Source organism: Rhodococcus sp. FH8, assembly GCF_019266085.1.
Classification (GTDB): Bacteria; Actinomycetota; Actinomycetes; order Mycobacteriales; family Mycobacteriaceae; genus Rhodococcus_F; species Rhodococcus_F qingshengii.
This window is the reverse complement of sequence record NZ_LPNQ01000057.1, coordinates 265190-286715: the sequence shown is the minus strand read 5'-3', so window position 1 is coordinate 286715 and position 21526 is coordinate 265190. Positions and strand designations below refer to the sequence as shown.

16 protein-coding genes, 1 tRNA gene and 1 pseudogene are annotated in these 21526 nt (G+C 61.9%); 11 read left to right on the top strand and 7 right to left on the bottom strand.

Annotation, left to right across the window (positions count from 1 at the left end; genetic code table 11):
- Nucleotides 1-7: 7 nt before the first annotated feature.
- Nucleotides 8-352, bottom strand: a complete 345-nt coding sequence (locus ATN38_RS33350) for a DUF4288 domain-containing protein (protein ID WP_046379990.1) — start codon at nt 350-352, stop codon at nt 8-10.
- On the opposite strand from ATN38_RS33350, the gene ATN38_RS33345 reads away from it, so the two are divergent.
- Nucleotides 341-1990 (top strand): DUF222 domain-containing protein, encoded by a 1650-nt coding sequence (locus ATN38_RS33345; RefSeq protein ID WP_374104614.1) that lies wholly within the window; start codon nt 341-343, stop codon nt 1988-1990. The genes ATN38_RS33350 and ATN38_RS33345 overlap by 12 nt on opposite strands.
- Nucleotides 1991-2098: 108 nt before the next feature.
- A pseudogene (locus ATN38_RS03955) lies at nt 2099-3303 on the top strand (sorbosone dehydrogenase family protein).
- A 3-nt stretch (nt 3304-3306) separates the two neighbouring features.
- On the opposite strand, the gene ATN38_RS03950 reads toward ATN38_RS03955, so the two are convergent.
- The 6 genes from ATN38_RS03950 to ATN38_RS03925 all read right to left on the bottom strand — a co-directional run bounded on the left by ATN38_RS03950 (nt 3307) and on the right by ATN38_RS03925 (nt 9400).
- Nucleotides 3307-4194, bottom strand: coding sequence for a cyclase family protein (locus ATN38_RS03950; RefSeq protein ID WP_218747606.1), 888 nt, complete (start codon nt 4192-4194; stop codon nt 3307-3309).
- Nucleotides 4194-5774 (bottom strand): SLC13 family permease, encoded by a 1581-nt coding sequence (locus ATN38_RS03945; protein ID WP_218747604.1) that lies wholly within the window; start codon nt 5772-5774, stop codon nt 4194-4196. The genes ATN38_RS03950 and ATN38_RS03945 overlap by 1 nt, the downstream gene beginning before the upstream one ends.
- A gap of 79 nt (nt 5775-5853) precedes the next feature.
- Nucleotides 5854-6510 (bottom strand): hypothetical protein, encoded by a 657-nt coding sequence (locus tag ATN38_RS03940; protein ID WP_030536285.1) that lies wholly within the window; start codon nt 6508-6510, stop codon nt 5854-5856.
- 239 nt (nt 6511-6749) lie between these two features.
- The gene (locus ATN38_RS03935) at nt 6750-7730 is read right to left on the bottom strand and encodes a ribose-phosphate diphosphokinase (protein ID WP_003946284.1); all 981 of its coding nucleotides are present in this window, start codon (nt 7728-7730) and stop codon (nt 6750-6752) included.
- A gap of 71 nt (nt 7731-7801) precedes the next feature.
- The gene (gene glmU, locus ATN38_RS03930; RefSeq protein ID WP_218747602.1) at nt 7802-9253 is read right to left on the bottom strand and encodes a bifunctional UDP-N-acetylglucosamine diphosphorylase/glucosamine-1-phosphate N-acetyltransferase GlmU; all 1452 of its coding nucleotides are present in this window, start codon (nt 9251-9253) and stop codon (nt 7802-7804) included.
- A 76-nt stretch (nt 9254-9329) separates the two neighbouring features.
- Nucleotides 9330-9400, bottom strand: a tRNA-Gln gene (locus ATN38_RS03925).
- Between the two features lie 154 nt (nt 9401-9554).
- Between ATN38_RS03925 and ATN38_RS03920 the strand changes: the two genes are divergently transcribed.
- From ATN38_RS03920 to mfd, 9 genes are all read left to right on the top strand, one after another.
- The gene (locus tag ATN38_RS03920; RefSeq protein ID WP_003946303.1) at nt 9555-10208 is read left to right on the top strand and encodes a TetR/AcrR family transcriptional regulator; all 654 of its coding nucleotides are present in this window, start codon (nt 9555-9557) and stop codon (nt 10206-10208) included.
- Between the two features lie 189 nt (nt 10209-10397).
- Complete coding sequence (locus ATN38_RS03915) at nt 10398-11039, top strand: ScbR family autoregulator-binding transcription factor (protein WP_003946317.1); 642 nt, start codon at nt 10398-10400, stop codon at nt 11037-11039.
- Nucleotides 11040-11325: 286 nt separating this feature from the next.
- On the top strand, nt 11326-11772 hold the full coding sequence (locus ATN38_RS03910; RefSeq protein ID WP_003946314.1) for a holo-ACP synthase: 447 nt from the start codon (nt 11326-11328) through the stop codon (nt 11770-11772).
- Nucleotides 11765-12007 (top strand): acyl carrier protein, encoded by a 243-nt coding sequence (locus ATN38_RS03905; protein WP_003946296.1) that lies wholly within the window; start codon nt 11765-11767, stop codon nt 12005-12007. The genes ATN38_RS03910 and ATN38_RS03905 overlap by 8 nt, the downstream gene beginning before the upstream one ends.
- A complete protein-coding gene (locus ATN38_RS03900; RefSeq protein WP_042448906.1) occupies nt 12004-13194 on the top strand; it encodes an acyl-CoA dehydrogenase family protein in 1191 nt (396 codons plus the stop codon). The genes ATN38_RS03905 and ATN38_RS03900 overlap by 4 nt, the downstream gene beginning before the upstream one ends.
- Nucleotides 13191-14147 (top strand): amino acid--[acyl-carrier-protein] ligase, encoded by a 957-nt coding sequence (locus tag ATN38_RS03895; RefSeq protein ID WP_054781160.1) that lies wholly within the window; start codon nt 13191-13193, stop codon nt 14145-14147. Before ATN38_RS03900 ends, ATN38_RS03895 begins: the two co-directional genes overlap by 4 nt.
- Nucleotides 14147-15133 (top strand): DUF1839 family protein, encoded by a 987-nt coding sequence (locus ATN38_RS03890; protein WP_081558197.1) that lies wholly within the window; start codon nt 14147-14149, stop codon nt 15131-15133. The genes ATN38_RS03895 and ATN38_RS03890 overlap by 1 nt, the downstream gene beginning before the upstream one ends.
- Nucleotides 15134-15135: 2 nt before the next feature.
- A complete protein-coding gene (locus tag ATN38_RS03885; protein WP_218747600.1) occupies nt 15136-17721 on the top strand; it encodes a glycosyl hydrolase in 2586 nt (861 codons plus the stop codon).
- A 128-nt stretch (nt 17722-17849) separates the two neighbouring features.
- Entirely contained in the window at nt 17850-21476 is a 3627-nt protein-coding gene (gene mfd / locus ATN38_RS03880) for a transcription-repair coupling factor (RefSeq protein WP_042449219.1), read from the top strand.
- The last annotated feature ends 50 nt before the right edge of the window (nt 21477-21526 follow it).

Genomic DNA, 21526 nt, shown 5'->3' with positions numbered 1-21526 from the left:
GCGCTTGTCAGAGGATGCTGTCTCCCCCTAGAAGTGTCTCAAAAGTTCTGTAGGCGGCAATATTTGAGAAGTGTCGAGAGTAGAGATCTGCGGTGCCAGTATGGACAGCGTCCGACACCGGCGCAAGATCCACGAGATGCGCGAGTTTTACATAGGACTGGTCATCGCTCGCGCCGAGCGGATACTCCTGCTCGCCGGCCTTGCGCTCGAATTTTGACTGCGCCTCAGCGGGGTCGCCAGCCCAGATGAGATAACAGTCCTCTCGGTAGAAGCACCCGACCCCGTCATTCTTCCCCAACTCGAATATCGCTATGCCGAAGTACGGTTGATCTCGTGTCGGATGCTGAGTCATGCGATTGAACGTAGTGACATCGGAGCGCAAAAGGTATCGGTGAATATCCCGGGATTTCGCAAAAACTTGTCGGTGGGCGCCCGTAGAATCGCTCATATGTTCGAATCGAAGACTTCCGCGGACGCGCTGTTTCGGCAGCATGTGGAAATCGCGCGCGCCCACTTCCTCGAGATCGACGCGGTCACTGCGCTGTACTTGGACCGTTGTGAGGAGGATGCCGCGGTTGGAGTCAATGAGGCTTTTCGGGGTCAATTCGCGCACGTGGAGATCGCGTCGATACTGAGCATTACGGAGTACGCCGCGCAGAAAATGATTGCACTGGGATGTGACCTGCGCTGGCGACTTCCCCGGGTGGCGGCCGCTTTTGCTTGCGGTGACATCGATCTGGCCAAAGCGATGGCACTGTCCGAAGCTCTCGCCAACGTTTCCGAGCACGCGCTCGATGACATCGAGCGACTCCTCGTGGACGGTGCCTGCCGTGTAACCGGTAACAAGTTGAAGGCGCGCGCACGAGGTCTCATTGCTCGGCACGACCCTGATGGGGTGCGTGCCAGGCGAGTTCGTGCGGAGGCGGATCGGGACGTTCGGACGTGCGCGTCGCACGACGGTATGTCGACTCTGGACGGAATGCTTCCAGCGGTCGGCGCTCAGACTTTGGCCACCAGGCTCCGTGCGATGTCGATGCAGGTCTGTGGTTCCGATCCGAGAACTTTCGGGCAACGGCGTGCCGATGCACTGATCGCATTGGCGGAAGGAAAGACGTCGTTGGATTGTCAGTGCGACGGCGATTGCACCCGTAGGGATGATACGAAGACCTCCGCGCTCCCGATTGCGACAATTCTTGTGGGTGTCAACGCTTCCACCCTGCTCGGATTCGACGACCTGCCAGGCTATTTGCAGGGGTACGGCCACATCGATGCCGACCTTGCGCGCGCGATCGCCGCGGACGCCACGTGGCAGAGAGTCCTCACCCTTGCACCGTCCGAGGTGCAACATTGTTCGACTGCGGGGGCAGTCGGACCGGTGCTCGGCGTGGGTCGGTCGATGCGCTCACCGGAGATATTGCCCGCTGCGGCAAGGGATAATCGCTCGAGAAGGAACAGTGGTTCGCGGCGCGGTGAATCCACGTACCAGCCGTCCGCGGCGTTGGCGACGATTGTTAGGACGCGAGACGGTACGTGCCGCTTTCCGAATTGTGTTGTGCGTTCTGATAGTTGCGATATCGATCACACGGTGCCGTTCGATCACGGCAACCCCGCTCAGGGAGGGCCTACTGCAGAACGGAACTTGGCCTGTCTGTGTCGAAAACATCACCGACTGAAGACGTTTGGCAGGTGGACAGTGAAGCAAATCGGAGGTGGTCTTCTGGAGTGGAAAGATCCGTCAGGACGACGAACGGTTACCGCGCCCGTAGGCCCACACTGTGACCCCGAACTGAGAGTGCCCGACGCGGCGAGACTGCATTTGACGGACGACGATGCGCTGGAACGACGTTTCGGACTTCGGGACAGGGGAGTGGAAGCGGATCTCGAATACCTCCTGGACTGGAGTGTGCCTGGCTGGCGGAAGGCACGATCTGCATCAAGACGTAACGCATCCCCACTGGCGAACGCTTTGCCGGAGTTTGCCGACTTCTGAAGGGGTTTCGTTTCTCCTGTGGCCTGCGGGTATAGCGAGAGGGCCCGAAAAATGGTGTTTGTCTGTTTATAGTGAGGCGCAGAACGGTTTCCGACCCGAGGAGAACGCGTGCGTCATCCGAAGCTCGCCGCATTGACCGTGGCCCTGACTGCAGTACTGGTGATGCCGGTAACGCAGAGCGTGGCTCAACCATTCCCCTTCGACCCCGGCAGTTTCGGCAACGGAAGCACCGGATCGTTGGGGAGCGACGACCCGGACATACCCATCGAGGACACCCTCCCGCAGTTGTCGGTCACCACACTGGTCGACGGACTCGACCACCCCTGGGACGTAGTGGCGGCCCCGGACGGTGCAATCCTGACCGGACAACGATCCGGCGGATTCTTCGTTCGCCGAGGCGACAACACGACAGGTCCAGTCGCTGCTGACCTTTCGGATCTCTACGCGCAGTCCGAAACCGGGCTCATGGGCATCGCGCTTGCTCGCGACTTCGCTCAGTCGCGCACCCTGTACACCTGCCAAGGATTCAGTGCTGGGGGAGTCACGGACGTTCGAGTGATCGCGTGGACCGTCGACGCCGGATGGACCGCACTCACGCGAACCGGAACTGTACTGCCAGGAATCCCGGTCTCGTCCGGGCGTCACGGGGGTTGCCGAATTCTTGCGGCGCAGGACGGAACGCTGTTCGTCGGACGGGTGACACCGCGACGCCGAGCGTCCCCCAGGATCCGAATTCGCTGGGCGGCAAGGTCTTGCACATCAACGCCGACGGAACTCCGGCGGCGGGGAATCCGAATGCTTCCAGCCCGGTCTACACGCTCGGGCACCGCAACGTCCAAGGCTTGGCCGTGCAACCCGGAACCGGCCGGGTGTACTCGGTTGAACAGGGCACAAGCGTCGACGACGAAGTCAACCTGCTTACCCCCGGCGGAAATTACGGCTACCGCCCGGATCGGCTTCCCGGAACGTACGACGAATCCGTGCCGATGACCGACCCGGTGCGAGTGCCGGGAGCAATTGCGGCGGTGTGGCGTTCGGGTAGCTCGACGTTGGCTACCGCCAGCGCTGCCTTCACCGGTGGAGCTGCATGGGGTGCCTGGGACGGTGCGCTCGTAATGGGTGGCCTCAAGAGCAAGGAACTGATCTTCCTCCGCCTGAATGCCGACGGACGCTCGGTCGACGCGCAGACCTTCGGGTTGGAGAACCAGTTCGGTCGCTTGCGGTCGGTGACCCCGACGCCCGACGGCTCGCTCCTGGTGACCACCGACAACGGCGCCGGCGACAAGGTGCTGCGGGTGACGCCCACGCCCTGATCTTCAGTACCAGGCGATGACCCGGCACGGACCACCCGAACCACCCGCATGCGTCGGCGCTCCCACCATCACCGTGGCGCCGACCGCCGGAAGTGCGGACAGATTTGCGAGGGCTTCGACTGCGTACTTTCCTGAGCCCAAAGCACTTCGGTGAGCCCCGTGGGTGGTGCTTCGGCCCGCGTCGATGCTGAGGGTGTCCGAGCCCACGGCGACGATGTTGCGCTCGCGGACGAGAAAGTCGATCGCCTCGGGGTTGAATCCCGGTGTGTGTTGCACGCCGAGTGCATCTCGATTCGTGAAGGCGCCACCGGCACCGGCCCGGGTATCCCAACCCGAGTTCATCGCAACCAGGCTGCGGGGAGCGATGGTCCCGTGGAGGGACTCCCAATCGAGGATGTCCTGGCGGGTGAGCAGTGTGTCGGGGTCGACGGAGGCTCGGGCACTGATGTCGACGACCGCAATCGGCACGACGAGGTCGGCGACGGGAATCTTCTCGACGGTGATTCCGTCCGCACTGGCGTGTGCGGGAGCGTCGATGTGAGTACCAGTGTGTTCTTCGAGGCGGAGTTCGTTGAGGTAGAAGTTTCCACCTGACCCGGCGGAGCCGAGCGAGCCCAGAGACCCGCCGGCGTCGGCGATCTTCGCCAGGTTCCTCATCTCGAACGAGCGCGCGCCCGGCCACACCGGGAACTCCGGCGTCAGTACGTGGGTCAGATCGACGATGGTCTGACCTGGTGGTGCTGCCGACGCAGTGGGCTGTACAGCGCCGGCCATGACGGTCGCGCCGAGGGCACCGGTGCCCAGCGCCGCGAACATCGATCGACGGCTGACCTTCCTGCCTTCGCGTCCGATCGATTCGTAGACCTCCGACAAGACCTTCGGTGAGCACATCAGAAACTCCAGATCACTGGGATCAACACCGTTGCAACTATAAGGAACCACAACAACATCGGGAGTCCGAGCTTCCAGTAGTCGCCGAACTTGTAACCACCAGGGCCCATCACCATCATGTTCGCGGGAGTGGCTACAGGCGTCAGGAAGGAGGCCGCGGCAGCGACGGTGACCGTCATCAGAAGGGGCAGCACCGAGATGTCGAGTTCGATGGCGACCGAGATCGCGATCGGCGTGATGATCAACGCGGTTGCAGTGTTGCTGATCAGCTGGCCCAGAGTCGCCGTCACGACGAAGAGTCCAGCGACGACGACATACGGGCTTGCCCCACCGACGACGTCGACAAACGCATGCGCGAGCTTTTCGGCCGCGCCGGTCTGCTGGATTGCGGTCGACAGCGGGATCATTCCGCCGACGAGAATCAACGTTGTCCACGAGATGGACCGATGCGCCTGCTCGACGCTGATGACTCGTAGCAGCACCATCGCACATGCCGCGAGGAGTCCGGCTATCGCGGACGGCACCAATCCGAACGTCAGCATCACTACCATCGCCGCAACGACGACGAGAGCGATGACCGCGCGGGTTCCCAACGGGGCTGCCTGCTTACGGATCTGGGCAGGTGCGTCGACCACGAGGACGTTCGGATCGACGGAGGTGTGGGTGTCGAGATCGTCCCAGCTTCCTTGCAGGAGAAGCGTGTCACCGGCCGCCAACTTGACGTCCTTGGGGCCGCAGTCCTCACCGGCGCGCTGGACTGCGAGTATCACCAGATCTCCACTGTCGGTCACCATGCCCGGAAAAGCCCTGTCGCCGATCATTTCCGAGCGCGGCGGGATGATCACTTCGACCACGCCGTAGTGCTTGGTGATCAAGGGCTCTGCGGACGGCGCATCCTTTCCCATGAGCTGATACTGCTTCGCGAGGGTCTTGGCATGCCGGCTCAGGTCAGGCGACATCGACGTCCCCGCACGATGGGGGAGGACGTGAGGACCGAGAAGTACGGCGATCGCAATCGTTCCCAATACGAGCGGCGCACCGACCAAGGTGAAACTGAAGAACCCGAAAGCACCGGCCCCGGATTCCTCGGCGGCTTCGGAAACGATGATGTTGACCGGTGTTCCGGTCAAGGTGAGCATCGATCCGGCATGGGCGGCAAATGCCAACGGCAGAAGCAGTTGTGACGTCGATTTACCGAGACGTACCGCCAAGACGACCACCATCGGTACCAACGCGGCTACGGCCCCGTTGACGCTGATCAATGCGGTCAACGCGGCAACCAGCAACATGATCGCACTCACGAGACGGACTCGGGATTCGCCGACTTTCGCCAGCAGTTTCTCGCCCGCCCATGTGGTGACACCGGTGGCGTCGAGGGCTTCGCTGACGACAAAAAGCGCGGCGATGAACACCACCGTGGGATCGCCGAATCCGGCGAGCGCCTGCTCCATCGTGATCACACCGGTGGCGTACAGCGCCAGGGCAGTGCCGATCGCGATGATGCCGACCGGGATTCGGCCGATCACGAACAGCGCCACGACCAGTGCAAGCACGACGAAAGTGATGGTGATGTCATTCACGATTCGTAAAGGTACCTGCTCATACAGAACGGCCCCGTCTCGCAAGTGAGACGGGGCCGTGGGACGGACGCGAGGAGAATTAGTTGGAGGCGGCGATGCGGGCCTTCTCGAGAGCGGCCAGCGTGCGAAGAACCGTGGCCTTCTGCTTGTTCAGATCGCTCAGTCGTGCGCGAGCCGGCAACCCTTGTGCGAGTTCGGCGACCTTGATCTGCTCGTCGATCGAACCGAGCTGATCGAGAAGCCCTAGGACGCGCGTCTGGAGCGTGTCGATGTCCACGGTGTCGGTCTTGACCGGAGCGGCAACACGCGTCGCTGTGCCCGTGCTGGCGGGGCGGGAAGCGCGTGCGGGTGACGTGTCGGCGACAACCGTTGCGGCGCGGGGCCGAATTGCCTTGCGAACAGCGGCCGCATCGGGAAGGACGTCCATACGGATCTCGTTCAGGACTCGGCGTGCCTCGCGTGCGTTGACGCGGTACTCGCGCTCTTCGTCGTCGTCGGACTGCAGCGTGCCGCCGAGCGGGCGCAGACCGTACATGCCGAGGAAGCGCTTGGCGTCGTCGATGATGCCTTCGTTTTCACGGCATTTTCCGCAGCGGGGTTCGTTGCGGAACATGTCCACGGAGTTGTCGTCTCCGCACCAGACACAAGATCCTGGGCGCCACCGCCGGATCGTCGGAACTGATGAATTCAGGGAATGAGATTCGGGCCGGGATTCCAGGGTTTGCGCGTCGATCACGACGAGCCACACTAGGCGAAGATTGCGGCGCGGTGAACACCGCCCCAACATCGACCTGGGTTTCTCGACGGTAGCGTGATCAAGATCATGCCAATCGTCGCATTCGGCGGTATTCGTGTGTCCCACAGGTGGTTTCATGATGACCGGGTGGTCTGTTTCTGAGACCTTCACGAAGACGACGACGGGCGCGTACCGGTGACCGTGAAGTCACAGGTACGCGCCCGTCGTGCGGCGCGAGACTAGGCGCTGCCGTTGAACAGTGAAGTCACAGAACCGTTCTCGAAAACTTCCTTGATGGTGCGAGCGAGCAGCGGTGCGATGGACAGCACCGTCAGCGTCGGGAACTTCTTCGACTCGTCGATCGGAAGTGTGTTGGTGACAACAACTTCCTTCGCGCCACACGTCGACAGACGCTCGGCCGCAGGGTCGGAGAGGACGCCGTGGGTTGCAGCGATGACGACGTCACCTGCACCGGCCTCCTTGAGCACCTTGACCGCGCCGGCGATGGTTCCGCCGGTGTCGATCATGTCGTCGATCAGGATGCAGGTGCGACCTTCGACCTCACCGACGACGCGGTTGGACTTGACCTGGTTGGGTACCAACGGGTCGCGCGTCTTGTGAATGAATGCCAGCGGTGCTCCGCCGAGCGAGTCGGCCCACTTCTCGGCGACACGAACGCGGCCCGAGTCGGGGGACACCACCGTGATGTTCTCGAGGTTGTAGCCCGCGCGAATGTGGTTGGCCAACTGGCTGTGTGCGTGCATGTGATCGACGGGGCCGTCGAAAAAGCCCTGGATCTGATCGGTATGCAGGTCGACCGTGATGATGCGATCGGCGCCGGCGGTCTTGAGCAGGTCGGCAATCAGGCGAGCGGAGATCGGCTCGCGTCCGCGATGCTTCTTGTCCTGGCGGGCGTACGGGTAGAACGGAAGAACGGCGGTGATGCGCTTTGCCGATCCACGCTTGAGAGCGTCGATCATGATGAGCTGCTCCATCACCCACGTGTTCAGCGGTGCCGGATGACTCTGCAGGACGAACGCATCGGAGCCGCGAACCGACTCTTCGAATCGAACGAAGATCTCACCGTTCGCGAAGTCGCGCGCGGTCTGCGGGGTGACGCGGATGTCGAGTTCCTTCGCCACCTGCTCCGCCAACTCGGGATGTGCGCGACCCGAGAACAACATCAGGTTCTTCTGGTTGTCGATCCAATTCGCAGTCACTGGTTCATGCCGTCCTTTTGTACTTGCCGGTCGATCTGGTGGTGATCTGTGCTGTCTGTTGTGCAGGGCTGTCAGGTTGTTGCAGGGCCGTCAGGTTGTGCAGCTGCTGCAGCGGCATCGGCCGCGGGTGTGCCGGGACGATTCTTCTGGACCCAGCCCTCGATGTTGCGCTGCACCCCACCCGAGACGGCGAGCGCCCCAGGCGGTACGTCGTTCTTCAAGACCGTGCCCGCACCCGTGTATGCGCCGTCTCCCACGACGAGAGGGGCGACGAACATGGTGTCGGAGCCTGTTCGGACATGCGACCCCACCACAGTACGGCTCTTGTTCACCCCGTCGTAATTGACGAAGACGCTCGAAGCTCCGATATTGCTGTGATGGCCGATGGTGGCGTCGCCGACGTAGGTAAGATGCGGAATCTTCGAATGCTCGCCGATATCCGCGTTCTTGGTTTCCACGTAAGCGCCGATCTTGCCGTGTGCCCCGAGGCGGGTACCAGGCCGGAGATAGGCGAAGGGGCCGACAGTCGCGTCCGCGCCGACAACGGAGTCGGTCCCGTGCGAGCGGACGACGACTGCGCGCTCACCGACTCTCACGTCGTCCAAGGTGGTATCCGGGCCGATCACGGCGTCTTCGCCCACCGAGGTCGTGCCGGTCAACTGAACTCCGGGCAGGAGCGTAGCGTCCTGTGCGACGTGCACGCCGCAATCTATCCATGTGCTCGCAGGATCGACGACGGTGACGCCGGCACGCATCCACTTCTCGAGGATCCGACGGTTCATCTCGCGGGCGAGCGTCGAGAGCTGCACGCGATCGTTGGCCCCCGCGACGAGAACCGAATCCGCGATGTGCTGAGCACGAACACGCTTGCCCGCGCGACGGGCGATCATGATCACATCGGTGAGATAGAACTCGTGTTGTGCGTTGTTGGAGTCGAGGGACGCTAGCGCGTCGCGCAGAGTTTCGAAGTCGAAGGCGTAGACCCCTGAATTGACCTCGGTGATCGAGCGCTGCGAATCGGTGGCTTCCTTCTCCTCGACTATGGCGTTCACCTCGCCGTCCGTCGTACGAAGGATTCGCCCGTAGCCGGTGGGGTCGACGGCCGTCGACGTCAACACCGTCACCGCGGCCGCGGGAGCAGCCGTGTGCTGGGCGAGGAGGTCTGCGATGGTCTTGCCGTCGAGCAGAGGCACGTCGGCGGCTGTGACGAGTACGGTCCCGGAGAAGTCGGCCGGCAACCCCTCGAGCCCACAACTGACAGCGTGCCCGGTGCCCTTCTGCTCGTCCTGAACAGCGACGGTGACGGAACGGTCCAGTTCCCCGGCGACTGCGTTCACGGCTTCGGTGACACGCTCACGATCGTGACCGACGACGGTCACCAGGTGCGTGGGATTCAGTGAGGTTGCCGCGTGAAGCGAATGTGCCAGCATGCTGCGTCCGGCGAGAGTGTGGAGGACCTTGGGAGTCTTCGACTTCATTCGTGTACCGGCACCCGCTGCGAGAACGATCACGGCGGTCTGCACTGGTTTGAGCTCCCTCTGTCGATCAAACTGTCGATCAAGACATACATTCCGCTCGGGAAAGCATGTTGTTCACCAGCTCCGCCGCCAGGACTCGAACCTGAACTATCTGAACCAAAATCAGAGGTGCTGCCATTACACCACGGCGGATTGCCACGCATTGCCGAGCCTTGCGGCCGAACGCGCGAAAGAATAATCGCATGCCGACCCGCCGTAGGTCGAACCGCTCCTCCGATCGGGCCCCTGAAGTCCCGATAGGCTGAGCGTCCACAGCAGTAATTTGTGTGTCGGCGAGAGGAAGACAATGGCGACGGTGTCCGGTTCGGGTGGCGGGGATCCAGTTCCCGAACGAGTGACACGGATCCGGATGACCGGTACCCAACGTCGGCAACAGCTGATCGAGATCGGGCGGGCATTGTTCGCCGAACGGGGATACGAAGCGACCTCGATCGAGGAGATCGCCCAGCGCGCGAACGTGTCCAAGCCTGTCGTGTACGAGCACTTCGGCGGCAAGGAGGGGCTGTACGCCGTCGTAGTGGACCGGGAGATGTCGCGACTCCTCGAGATGATCACGTCTTCGCTCTCACAAAATCGCTCGAGAGTTCGAGTCGAGCGGGTTGCGTTGGCTTTGCTCACCTACGTGGAAGAGCACACCGACGGATTTCGGATACTCGTGCGCGATTCGTCCGTTGTCGCGCCCAGTGGGACATATTCGAGCCTCCTCAACGACGCGATCAGTCAGGTGGGCTACCTGTTGGCGGGGGACTTCTCCAGACGCGGTTTCGACCCCGGACTAGCAACGATGTACGCACAGGCGCTTGTCGGCATGGTGTCTACTACGGCTACTTGGTGGCTCGACGAACGGACTCCGTCGAAGGAAGTTGTCGCCGCTCACCTCGTGAATTTGTGTTGGAATGGGCTGACGAATCTGGAAGCCGATCCACAATTGGAGGGTTAACCAGGCGCGCCTGCCGCGCAGAGATGGATCGCGGTCTAAGCTGTGTTCGCTGTATCACGATCGTTTGATGGGCAAATGTCTCATTTGTTTGCAGGGTGGGTTGAATGCCGAACCGTGCCATCCATTTTGACGCTGTGAACGGGTAAGACCAAGAATTCGTTCGATGTGTGGTGATTGGAGGCCGGATCGATGGTGAGGCAAGAGCGGGCAGAAGCCACCCGTGATTCGGTGCTGCGCGGAGCAGCGGGTGTGTTCTTGCGCCTGGGCTATGCCAATGCCAGCTTGAGCGAGATCATCGCCGAGTCGCAGGTGACGAAAGGCGCCCTGTACTTCCATTTCGGGTCCAAGGAAGAACTCGCGCGGGCGGTGATAGACGAGGGTTCGGCACGTTTCGACGCAAAATGTGAGCTCTGGTTGGACCGTCGAACTCCCGCACTCGAGTCACTGATCGGTATTTCGTCGGTCATCGTCGACATCGGTGCGCATGACGCCATGGTTAGAGCGACGTTCCGCTTGTTGGTCGAGATCGGGGACTACCGGGGCTCCGGGCCGGCGACTCTGGACGTGTGGCTCGACATTTACCGTGAACTTGCCAGCCGTGCCGCCGACGAAGGTGATCTGCGTTCGGACGCGGATTCTGCTGACATTGCTCGTTTCCTGTTGGAAGTTGCGTCGGGAGTTCGGCTGATGGCAGCCGCGACCGGGACCGTTCGTGAGCTTTCGGACTCCATGAAGGCATCGTGGAATCTGATACTTCCGATCGTGGTCCCGGAATCGAAAGTGGAGTACTTCAGGCAATTCGCGGCCCGTCGCCTTGCCAGTGATCACTGAAATCACTGGCTCTCCGCACTGCTCCTTTGGTCAATTTGCTGCAAATGTCCTGGTAGGGACATTGTTCTCTTTATTCTGCATTCGAAACAAACTGAGAGTATGTTTATAGTGTTGATGGGAATCTGGAAGTCCGATCTTGCCGTCAATCTTCGGATTGCGGTATGTTCTATCGGTAGCTGAAGAATTGCTGATAATGAAGGTTTGTCAGGGCAGGGTGACGGCGTCGGCGCACCGGGCAGCATAGGGGGCTGCCCGGCGTGTACGACCCCAGATGGGGAGTCAACAGATGGGTGACACTGCGCCGACGCCGATGCTCGACATCGGCCCGCGGATCGGCTGTGACGTAGTGAACGTCGTGGATGTCACTCGAAGTATCGAACTCTTCGGGCGGAGGTATCTCGATCGGACCTTCACCCCGCACGAATTGCAGACGTGCGCCGGGCCGGCGCGGGATCAACGATTGGCTGCACGTTTCGCCGCCAAAGAGGCTGTGGTGAAGGTACTGCGGCCTGGTGACGTTCCCGTTCCGTGGAGTTCCATCGAAATCACTCGGGCCGAGTGGGGTGGCTGTGGGGTGACACTGTCCGGTAATGCCGCGGAACTCGCGCGGGCCCAGGATCTGCACGATTTTCAAGTATCTATCTCGCACGAAGCGGACGTGGCCATCGCAATGGTGATCGCAACACGCTCGGGCGCTCGCATCGAAAAGAAGGACGACATCGCTGATGATTGATCAGGCAATTCGGAAAGTGCTCGTCGAGCACGGTCGGCTGGCAGTCGACGTGAGCACGATCGACGGAGAGGCCGATCTTTACGAGTTGGGTTTGACGTCGCACGCGAGCGTGAATGTCATGTTGGCGCTGGAGGATTCGTTCGACATCGAGTTCCCTGACGAGTTGTTGCGGAAGAGTACTTTCGCAAGCGTCAAGGCGATCGAGGGTGCGTTGACGGAGTTGGGTGCTGCATGAACGCTCCGCAATCGCAGTGCTCCACCGGAACGGCCCTCGAGCGGGCCGCACGGTTGGCCGACGAAGTTGCAGCGGTGTGGGCCGACGAAGTCGATGCAGAAGCAAGGTTTCCGCGTGAAGCTGTCGACGCCATGCGAAGCGAACGGCTGCTGTCCGTAGCTGTGCCGAGGGAACTAGGCGGCGAAGGGCTCTCGCTGCAGGAAGTGTCGCAGATCGCCCGTGTGATCGGAACACGCTGTGCAGCAAGCGGAATGATTTTCGCGATGCATCAGACGCAGATATACTCGTTGGTCAAGCACGGCAACACCGAAGCACTACGCGAGTTTGTCGAAGAAACGGTCGACAAGCAATTGCTGTTGGCATCGGCAACCACTGAGCTGGGAATCGGTGGTGACGTCAGCCGGAGTTACTGCGCGGTGGAAGACTTGGGCGGTCACCTGCTGTTGATCAAGAACGCGCCTGTCATTTCGTACGGTGAACACTCCGACGCGATAGTCGTGACGGCTCGGCGAACACCGGAGAGTCAGCCGAACGATCAGGTTCTCGTGGTGTGTCGTACCCCAGACCTGACGCTCGAACGCACCACCGAGTGGAACACGCTGGGGCTGAGGGGAACTTGCAGTCTCGGTTACATCCTTCGGGCCACCTCGACGCCGGAGATGGTCGCCGACGTACCGTATTCCGATATCTCCACCCACACGATGCTTCCGGTCTCGCACGTCGTCTGGAGTTCGGTGTGGTTGGGAATTGCCGACGCTGCAGTCGAGAAGGCGCGCAAGTACGTGCGTGCCGCCGCCCGCAAGCAGCCCGGGGTCACTTCCCCCGGAGCGCTGCGGCTCGCCGAAGTTGCCGCTTCGGCACAACAATTCGCCGATCTCGTCGGCGCCTCTGCACGCAGGTACGACCGCGCAGTCCACGCGGAGGAAGGCGTTGCCGATTTCGAGGCGACGGGAGCGGTGGGATTTTCGCTCGCAATGAACAACCTGAAAGTCACAGCGTCGACAGCGGTGGTGGAAATCGTGGGGCAGACAATGTTGATCTGTGGAATCTCGGGATATCGCGAGGACACCGAATTCTCGCTCGGTCGGCACCTTCGTGACGCGCACGGCGCAGCGGTGATGGTGAACAACGATCGAATCATGGCAGGTTCAGCGCACATGGCTATCGGATACCGGGGAACGCTATGACGAACGAGACTGTGACGACCGAGACTGTGACAGGCGAGACCGATCTGGATCGGGCCCGGGCTGCATTTCAACGTGAACTGCTCGTCGAAGGACTTCTCGTCGAGACGGAGGTGCCGGGACTCTACGGGCGTTCCGGAGTGTTCGAGGACATCGTCGACGGTATCGACCGAGTGGTGATTGCAGCGGGGCCAGGCGACGCCGCGACTCGGCTGCGGTTCCCGCCGGTGTTCCCGCGGAGCAGTTTCGAGCGCACCGACTACATCGCTTCGTTTCCCAACCTCACCGGCGCCATCAACACCTTCGCCGGTTCCAATCGCGATCACGCGCGACTGCTGGCCGATCGCGCCGACGGACAATCGTGGGACCGCCACCTCGAGCCGACCGAGACCATGCTCGTGTCCGCAGCGTGCCATCCTGCCTATGCGCGGTACACCGGAGTTCTGCCCGAAGGCGGCGTGCTGCTGGACATCTACGGTTTTTGCTTCCGGCACGAACCGGCCATCGATCCGGCTCGCATGCAAGCGTTTCGGATGCACGAGTTCGTGACGATCGGTGACGCCGCGGCAGCGCGAGCGCATCGCGAGCACTGGATCGAGCGGGGGCTCGAGGTGCTCGGCCGGCTCGAACTCGACGCTACCCCGGTGATCGCCAATGATCCTTTCTTCGGGCGCGCCGGAAAGATGCTTGCAGCCAACCAGCGTGAAGAGAATCTCAAGACGGAACTGACAGTTCGGCTCTACGGAGATCTCGACGAGGGCACGGCGATCGTGTCCTCGAACAACCATCTCGACCATTTCGGTGTCAACTTCGACATCCGAACGGCGGAGGGGGAGGTGGCACACAGCTCGTGCGTCGGCTTCGGGATGGAGCGAATCGCGTTGTCCTTGTTGCGGACTCATGGTCTTGACGTGGCTGCATGGCCAACCTCCGTTCGTGAACGAATGGGCATCTGATGTCACGGCTCATCGACATTTCACCTGATCGCTACCGGCCCCATTCGTTGCACCAGGACGACCGCGTGTGGGCGCAGACCAACTGCTACACGGATCTGTGGATCGAAGTGTTGCATTCGCTGGGGTTGGACCCCGTCCCGGCATTGGCATGTGCCTTCTCATCGCGGTTCGACGGGACTCAGTGGACGTTCCTCAAGCTCAAGGCCGAGGACATCTACGCGCTGTACGGAATCGAAGTCGCCGAGATGAACGTCTGGCGGGCACCGCTGATCCATGTCGAGGACAACCTCGCGGTTGGGATGCTGTCGACGGTTGAAGTGGACGGATACTGGCTTCCCGACACTCTTGGAACGAGCTATCACGAGGGGCACACCAAGACCACGATCGTGCCCAATCGGATCGATCGCGTTGCCGGCGAGCTCGAGTACTTTCACAACAGCGGGTACTACTTGCTGCGAGGCGACGATTTCTCCGGCGTCTTCGATCTCGATCGTTCCTCACTTCCTTCGTTCGTGCCCTATGTCGAACAGATCAGGTTGAATCCGGTTCACGCGACCAACGCCGGAAACATCGCCGAAGTGGCTCGGCGGAATGTAGCGGTTCGAGCGGTGGGTAATCCCGTGCGAGAGCTGGGACGCAAGGTGATCGAAGACCTCGAATGGGTGCAGGGGGCGGGTATGGATGCCTTTCACCTCTGGTCCTTCGGGCTACTTCGTCAGTGCGGGGCCAGCGCGGAGCTGGCTGCCGACGCCAGCGAGTTCTTGGACACTGCAGGTTTCTCCGGGACAGGCGAAGCTGCGCCAGATTTCCGCAAAGTGGCATCCGGTGCCAAGAGCGTGCAGTTTCAGATGGCGCGTGCCTCCAGGGGTCGCGCGGTGGACCCGCGTGAGCAACTCGACGAGATGGCCGTGTCGTGGAAGAGGGCGATGGAAATCGTTGCCGACACAGTCGGCGTCGACTCGCATCGACACCTGAGGTTGGTCTGACAGTGCCTCGTTCGTCAGCAGACCTGCTGGCCGGCGCGATATGGCGATGCGCTGCAACCGAACCCGGATCCATATCTGACCCGGATGCCCTCGAAGCCGTGACCGAGTGGGTCGCAGCGTCCGTGCCTGGAACAGTCGTCGGTGCGTTACGTGCGGAGCAGACGGACGCCGGACGCACGAAGTCCGTTTCGTCGTCGTCTGTTTCAGAATCATCCGTTTCATCGTCGGACTGGTGGTTCGTGACTACCGTGGCCACGACTGGTGAGGGGTCGTGGCTGCTCCAGTTCGACGGTATGACGGCGTTTGCGGATGTCTGGATCGGCGGTGTCCGTGTCGCGTCCACTGAATCCATGTTCGCACCTGGGGAAGTGAGCATTCCGGCCGGAGTCGGCGCTGGTAAACGTGTCCAGGTGGCTGTTCATTTTCATTCTCTCTCCGCGATTTTGAGATCGAGGCGTCCTCGAGGACGTTGGCGATCGTCGATGGTCCGTGAACAGGGTCTTCGGTGGATACGAACCACGATGCTCGGTATGGCTCCCGTGTTCAGTGGTGTACCGGTACCGGTGGGTCCGTGGCGGGGTATCCGCTTGTTGGACAAGGGGATTGCCGCCTTAGTCTCTGCTGTCAAGCATGCGAGTGTTGACGGCACAACCGGTCGTGTTGCCGTCAGTGCTCGGCTCACCGGATTGCCGGCCTCGCTGGAGTACGTGACCGTGCGCGTCGGCGATCACTCGCGGCAATTGGCTGTATCCGCCGGACCGGATGGATTTCTCGAGGTGTCCGGCGTCGTCGAAGTGCCGGACGCGCAGTTGTGGTGGCCGCACACTCATGGCACCCCGCGCACTTATCGGGTGACGATGGAAGCGGTCGGAGTCTCCGAGCATCTCGGTTCAGTTGGCTTCCGGACGGTGGAGTTCGACAGATCCGATGGTGGATTCCGTTTGTATGTCAACGGCATCCGGGTGTACTGCCGTGGTTCGGTGTGGGTGCCGACCGACCCGATCTCGCTTCAAGGCGACGCCGGCACCACTCGCGTCTTGGAACGCCTGGCAGAGGCCGGCCTGAACATGATTCGAATCCCGGGGACGATGGTCTACGAGAGCGACCACTTCTGGGAGGAATGCGCGCGACTGGGCATTCTCGTGTGGCAGGACATGATGTTGGCGACGCTCGATCCGCCCGACACCGACGAATTCTTCGAACTCGTTGCCTCCGAGGTCACCGAGTTCTTGCACAGAGTGCGCGGAAATCCCGCTTTGGCAGTCTTCTGCGGCGGCAGCGAGACCGAACAGCAGCCGACCATGCTGGGCTTGGTCGATCAACACATCCCGCTCATTCATTCGAGACTGCCGGAGTTGATCTCGACGGTGGCACCCGAACTCGAGTACGTGACTTCGTCCCCCTCGGCGCCTCGCGGGGGCGAGCAATTGGCAACGCATGTCGGAAGCGGGGTCGCTCACTACTTCGGGGTGGGTGCCTATCGTCGTCCACTGGCCGACGTGCTCAGCGCGCGAGTACGTTTTGCGACCGAATCATTGGCATTTTCGATTCCACCGTCGAATGCGGTGATCGAGAACGAATTCGGTTCACTCGCCGTCGCGGGGCACCACCCGGCATGGAAAGCCGCGGTGCCTCGGGACAACGGATCGTCGTGGGATTTCGAGGATGTTCGGGACCACTACGTCCACGCGCTTTTCGGCGAAGACGCTCGTGAAGTCCGGTGGTCCGACCCGGAACGCTATCTCGACCTGGGGCGAGCAGCTGTATGTGAGGCGTTCGCATCGACGCTCGGATACTGGCGTCGCCCGGACTCTCGGTGCGACGGCGCCTTGACACTCGCACTGCGAGACCTGGAGCCCGGACCGGGATGGGGGGTCCTCGATTGGAGCGGCAGCCCCAAAGCTCCGTGGTTCGTGCTCCGTAGGAGCGCCAAACCGATTGCGCTCCTCGTCACGGACGACGGTATGGACGGATTGAGGCTCGACGCGATCAACGAGACCGCCGAACCTGTCGTCGGCGAGATCAGGTTTCGAGCGCACAGTCGGTCAGGTGTCGTCCCGGTCGACGTCGCGCTACCGGTCAAGGTGGAAGCGCATTCAAGTCTGACCTGGTCCGTGGACAGCCTTGTCGGCCGTTTCACCGACCTCACTCACGTCTTTCGGTTCGGGGCGCGGACATACGACGCCGTCACCGTCACACTCGAAGACGAAGACGGCGAGATGGTGGACGAAGTGGTCCACCTCCTGGGGGGTCCGGCGCGGCCTCGCGAGCGATCGGTCGGACTTGTTGCCACAGCGCGCAACGTCGGTGACTCGGAGTGGGTAGTCGACGTCTCGACGGATGCTTCAGCCCAATACGTTGCCCTCGAACTGCAGTGCTTCGAGCCCGAAGACTCCTGGTTCCACCTCGCGCCGAACGGTCGCAGGACTGTACGCCTACGGAGAACCGGTCAGGCGACGAAAGTGATCGGTCGCGTTCGGGCGCTCAACTCGCACGTGAGTGTGGCCGTGGCGCCGCCGATCACTCCGGTCACACAATCCTCGCCGTCCAAGCGGACGTCGAAGAAGACGAGTGCTACGGGAAACTGAACGGATCGGACTGCGCTGCGAGATCGCACACCGATAGAATCGAACCGGCGCACAACTCTGCCTCGGTGGGGATATTGCGCTCGGGCTGTGCGTCCGCAACCCGTCATCACTGTTCAGGAGCGCGTTCGTTGACTTCCTTGTCCTCTGCCCAGACTGCGCTCGCTGGACTCGCCGAGGTCGCCCTCGCAGATGCCGCGTTCACTCCGGTGATCGAATCCATCGGATCGGCCGCCTTGGACATCGTGGCTCCGAAGCCGGCTCGACCGTTCATCGCCGCTGCACTCGCCGCTCGCACGCCGGTGCTGCTGGTGACAGCCACCGGTCGTGAAGCCGACGATCTGACTTCGGAACTCACCGAGATGCTCGGTGGAGGAGTGGCGCAGTTTCCGTCGTGGGAAACATTGCCGCACGAGCGACTGTCGCCGAGCGCGGATACCGTTGGGCGACGGGTGGAGGTACTGCGCAGACTCGCCAGACCAGACGACGCCTCGTACGGATCGCCACTTCGGGTGATCGTCACCACGGTGCGCTCTCTCGTTCAGCCGATGGCGCCAGGCCTGGGCGAGATAGAACCGATCACGTTGCGCGTCGGCACCGAGATCGATTTCGATTCCGTTCTGGTTCGTCTGGTGGAGATGGCGTACAGCCGCGTCGACATGGTGGGAAAGCGTGGTGAGTTCGCGGTCCGTGGTGGCATTCTCGACCTGTTCTCGCCGACGGCGGATCATCCGGTCCGTATCGAATTCTGGGGTGACGAGGTATCGGAGCTTCGCTACTTCTCAGTTGCCGATCAGCGTTCGCTAGCGGACGTCGACGTCGATTCCGTGATCGCGCCGCCGTGTCGTGAACTGATTCTGACAGCTGATGTTCGTGATCGAGCTGCCGCACTCGCTGCTGAGAACCAGGCTGACGCGTCGTTGGTCGAGATGCTGGACAAGATCTCGGCAGGTATCCCCGTCGAGGGGATGGAAGCTCTGCTCCCGGTTCTCAAACCCGGTGAACTGCAACTACTTTCCGATGTACTTCCCGAAGGGGCGCACATTCTTCTGTGTGATCCGGAAAAGGTGCGCACCCGCGCCACCGACCTGGTGCGCACCGGCCAGGAATTCTTGGAAGCATCGTGGACGGCGGCGTCGATCGGCGGCGCTGCACCGCTCGACACGTCGATCCTCAACGGCGGAGGAGTCGATCTCGGTGCCTCCGCGTACCGGTCGCTTCGTCATGTTCGCGAATCTGCCGAAGCTGCCGGCCGACCCTGGTGGACAGTCAGCCCGCTGGCGTCGGGAAACGGTGAAGAACTCGAACTCCCGGTGCATGCGGCACCGCAGGTGCGCGGTTCCGACGACCTGTTGGCCGAGCTGTTCGTCAGCCTTCGGGCGCACGTGAGCACGGGCGGTCGCGCGGCGATCGTGGTGGCAGGTGCCGGAACCGCAAGCCGCGTCGTGGAGCGACTCGGTGAAGCCGAAGTGCCCGCCAAGATGCTCGATGCCGGCGCTACCCCCGCCCGTGGACAGGTCGCGGTGCTCCGCGGATCACTGCATGACGGACTGGTACTCGCCGGCGACGACTCGACGCCTGGGATGGTGATCGTCACCGAGTCCGATCTGACCGGCAACCGCGTTGCTGCGGTCGGCGACGGAAAGCGCTTGCCGGCCAAGCGCCGCAATCAGGTTGATCCCCTCGCGCTGTCGGCAGGGGACATGGTCGTGCATGATCAGCACGGTATCGGCCGGTTCGTCGAAATGGTCGAACGCACCATCGGTGGGGCGCGTCGTGAATACCTGGTCATCGAATACGCGCCGAGCAAGCGCGGTCACCCGGGCGATCGTCTGTTCGTCCCGATGGAATCGCTCGATCAACTCTCCCGATACGTCGGTGGGGAGTTGCCGGCGCTGAGCAAGCTCGGTGGATCCGACTGGGCAAACACCAAGCGTAAGGCCCGCAAGGCAGTTCGTGAGATCGCGGGCGAGCTGGTTCAGCTCTACGCAGCGCGTCAGGCTGCTCCCGGGCATGCGTTCGGCCCGGACACACCGTGGCAGAAGGAACTCGAAGACGCATTCGCGTTCACCGAGACGATCGACCAGTTGACCGTTATCAGTGAGGTCAAGGCCGACATGGAGAAGCCGGTTCCGATGGACCGGGTGGTCATCGGTGACGTCGGGTACGGCAAGACGGAGATCGCCGTCCGCGCCGCGTTCAAGGCAGTGCAGGACGGCAAGCAAGTGGCGGTGCTGGTGCCGACGACTCTGCTTGCACAGCAACATCTTCAGACCTTCACCGAACGAATGGCGTCGTTCCCGGTGAAGGTGCGAGGGCTGTCCCGGTTCACCGACGCCAAGGACTCGAAGGAAATCATCGCCGGCATGGCGGAAGGTGAGATCGACATCGTCGTCGGTACTCACAGGTTGCTGCAGACCGGTATTCGCTGGAAGGACCTCGGGCTTGTGATCGTCGACGAGGAACAGCGATTCGGAGTCGAGCACAAGGAACACATCAAGGCGCTACGCACCCACGTCGACGTCCTGACGATGTCGGCTACCCCGATTCCTCGTACTCTCGAGATGAGCATGGCCGGGATCCGTGAAATGTCCACGATCCTCACACCGCCGGAAGAACGTCATCCTATCCTCACGTACGTCGGCGCGTATGCGGACAAGCAGGTTGCCGCGGCCATCCGGCGTGAACTTCTGCGCGACGGTCAGGTCTTCTACGTTCACAACCGTGTCAGCTCGATCGACAAGGCAGCCAAGAAGATCCGCGAACTCGTCCCGGAGGCTCGCGTCGTCGTCGCGCACGGTCAGATGAACGAGGACACTCTCGAAAAGACTGTGCAAGGATTCTGGGAACGCGACTTCGACGTGTTGGTCTGTACCACGATCATCGAAACCGGTCTGGACATCTCGAACGCGAACACACTGATCGTCGAACGCGCGGATTCGCTGGGCCTCTCGCAGTTGCATCAGCTTCGCGGACGCGTCGGGCGTAGTCGTGAACGTGGATACGCCTATTTCCTGTACCCGGCCGAAAAGCCTTTGACGGAAACGGCATACGACCGACTGGCAACGATTTCGCAGAATTCGGACCTCGGCGCGGGTATGGCCGTCGCGATGAAGGACCTCGAAATCCGTGGAGCCGGAAACGTTCTGGGCGCAGAGCAGTCCGGCCACGTCGCGGGGGTCGGGTTCGATCTGTACGTCAGGCTGGTCGGTGAGGCGGTCGAAGCCTTCCGGGCTGCAGCCGACGGCAAACCGATCACCATGGACGAGGGCACGAAGGAAGTCCGGATCGACCTACCGGTGGACGCACACATCCCGCCCGACTACGTCACCAGTGACAGGCTCAGGTTGGAGGGGTACCGCAAGCTCGCTGCGGCAACTGATTCCGACGGCATCGCTGCCGTAGTCGAAGAACTGGTCGATCGCTACGGCCCACTGCCCGAAGAGGTTCGACGGCTGATCTCGGTGGCCAAGCTTCGACTGCTCTGCCGCGAGTATCAACTGGAGGAAGTCGCCGTCACCGGAACTCAGCTCAAGATCTCGCCTATGTCACTGCCCGATTCCAAACAGATCAGGCTCAAGAGGATCTATCCGAGCGCGCAGTACCGGGCAACGACCGGGCTCGTGCAACTCCCGCTGCCTCGCACCGGCGGAGTCGGCTCGGATCGCCTGCGGGACGTCGAACTACTTCAATACATCGCGGACTTCGTCCTGGCGATTGACGGGCGCGCCGCCGGTGCCGTCCTGGTCGAGGCGTGAGCACACGGTGAACGAGATATCAGATGGCGACCACCAGCCGACTGTGGTCG

Coding starts and splice junctions, on each gene's coding strand:
- ATN38_RS33345 (WP_374104614.1), top strand. CDS start 341: ATGCTGAGTCATGCGATTGAACGTAGTGACATCGGAGCGCAAAAGGTA.
- ATN38_RS33350 (WP_046379990.1), bottom strand. CDS start 352: ATGACTCAGCATCCGACACGAGATCAACCGTACTTCGGCATAGCGATA.
- ATN38_RS03950 (WP_218747606.1), bottom strand. CDS start 4,194: ATGTGCTCACCGAAGGTCTTGTCGGAGGTCTACGAATCGATCGGACGC.
- ATN38_RS03920 (WP_003946303.1), top strand. CDS start 9,555: ATGGCGACGGTGTCCGGTTCGGGTGGCGGGGATCCAGTTCCCGAACGA.
- ATN38_RS03915 (WP_003946317.1), top strand. CDS start 10,398: ATGGTGAGGCAAGAGCGGGCAGAAGCCACCCGTGATTCGGTGCTGCGC.
- ATN38_RS03910 (WP_003946314.1), top strand. CDS start 11,326: ATGGGTGACACTGCGCCGACGCCGATGCTCGACATCGGCCCGCGGATC.
- ATN38_RS03905 (WP_003946296.1), top strand. CDS start 11,765: ATGATTGATCAGGCAATTCGGAAAGTGCTCGTCGAGCACGGTCGGCTG.
- ATN38_RS03900 (WP_042448906.1), top strand. CDS start 12,004: ATGAACGCTCCGCAATCGCAGTGCTCCACCGGAACGGCCCTCGAGCGG.
- ATN38_RS03895 (WP_054781160.1), top strand. CDS start 13,191: ATGACGAACGAGACTGTGACGACCGAGACTGTGACAGGCGAGACCGAT.
- ATN38_RS03890 (WP_081558197.1), top strand. CDS start 14,147: ATGTCACGGCTCATCGACATTTCACCTGATCGCTACCGGCCCCATTCG.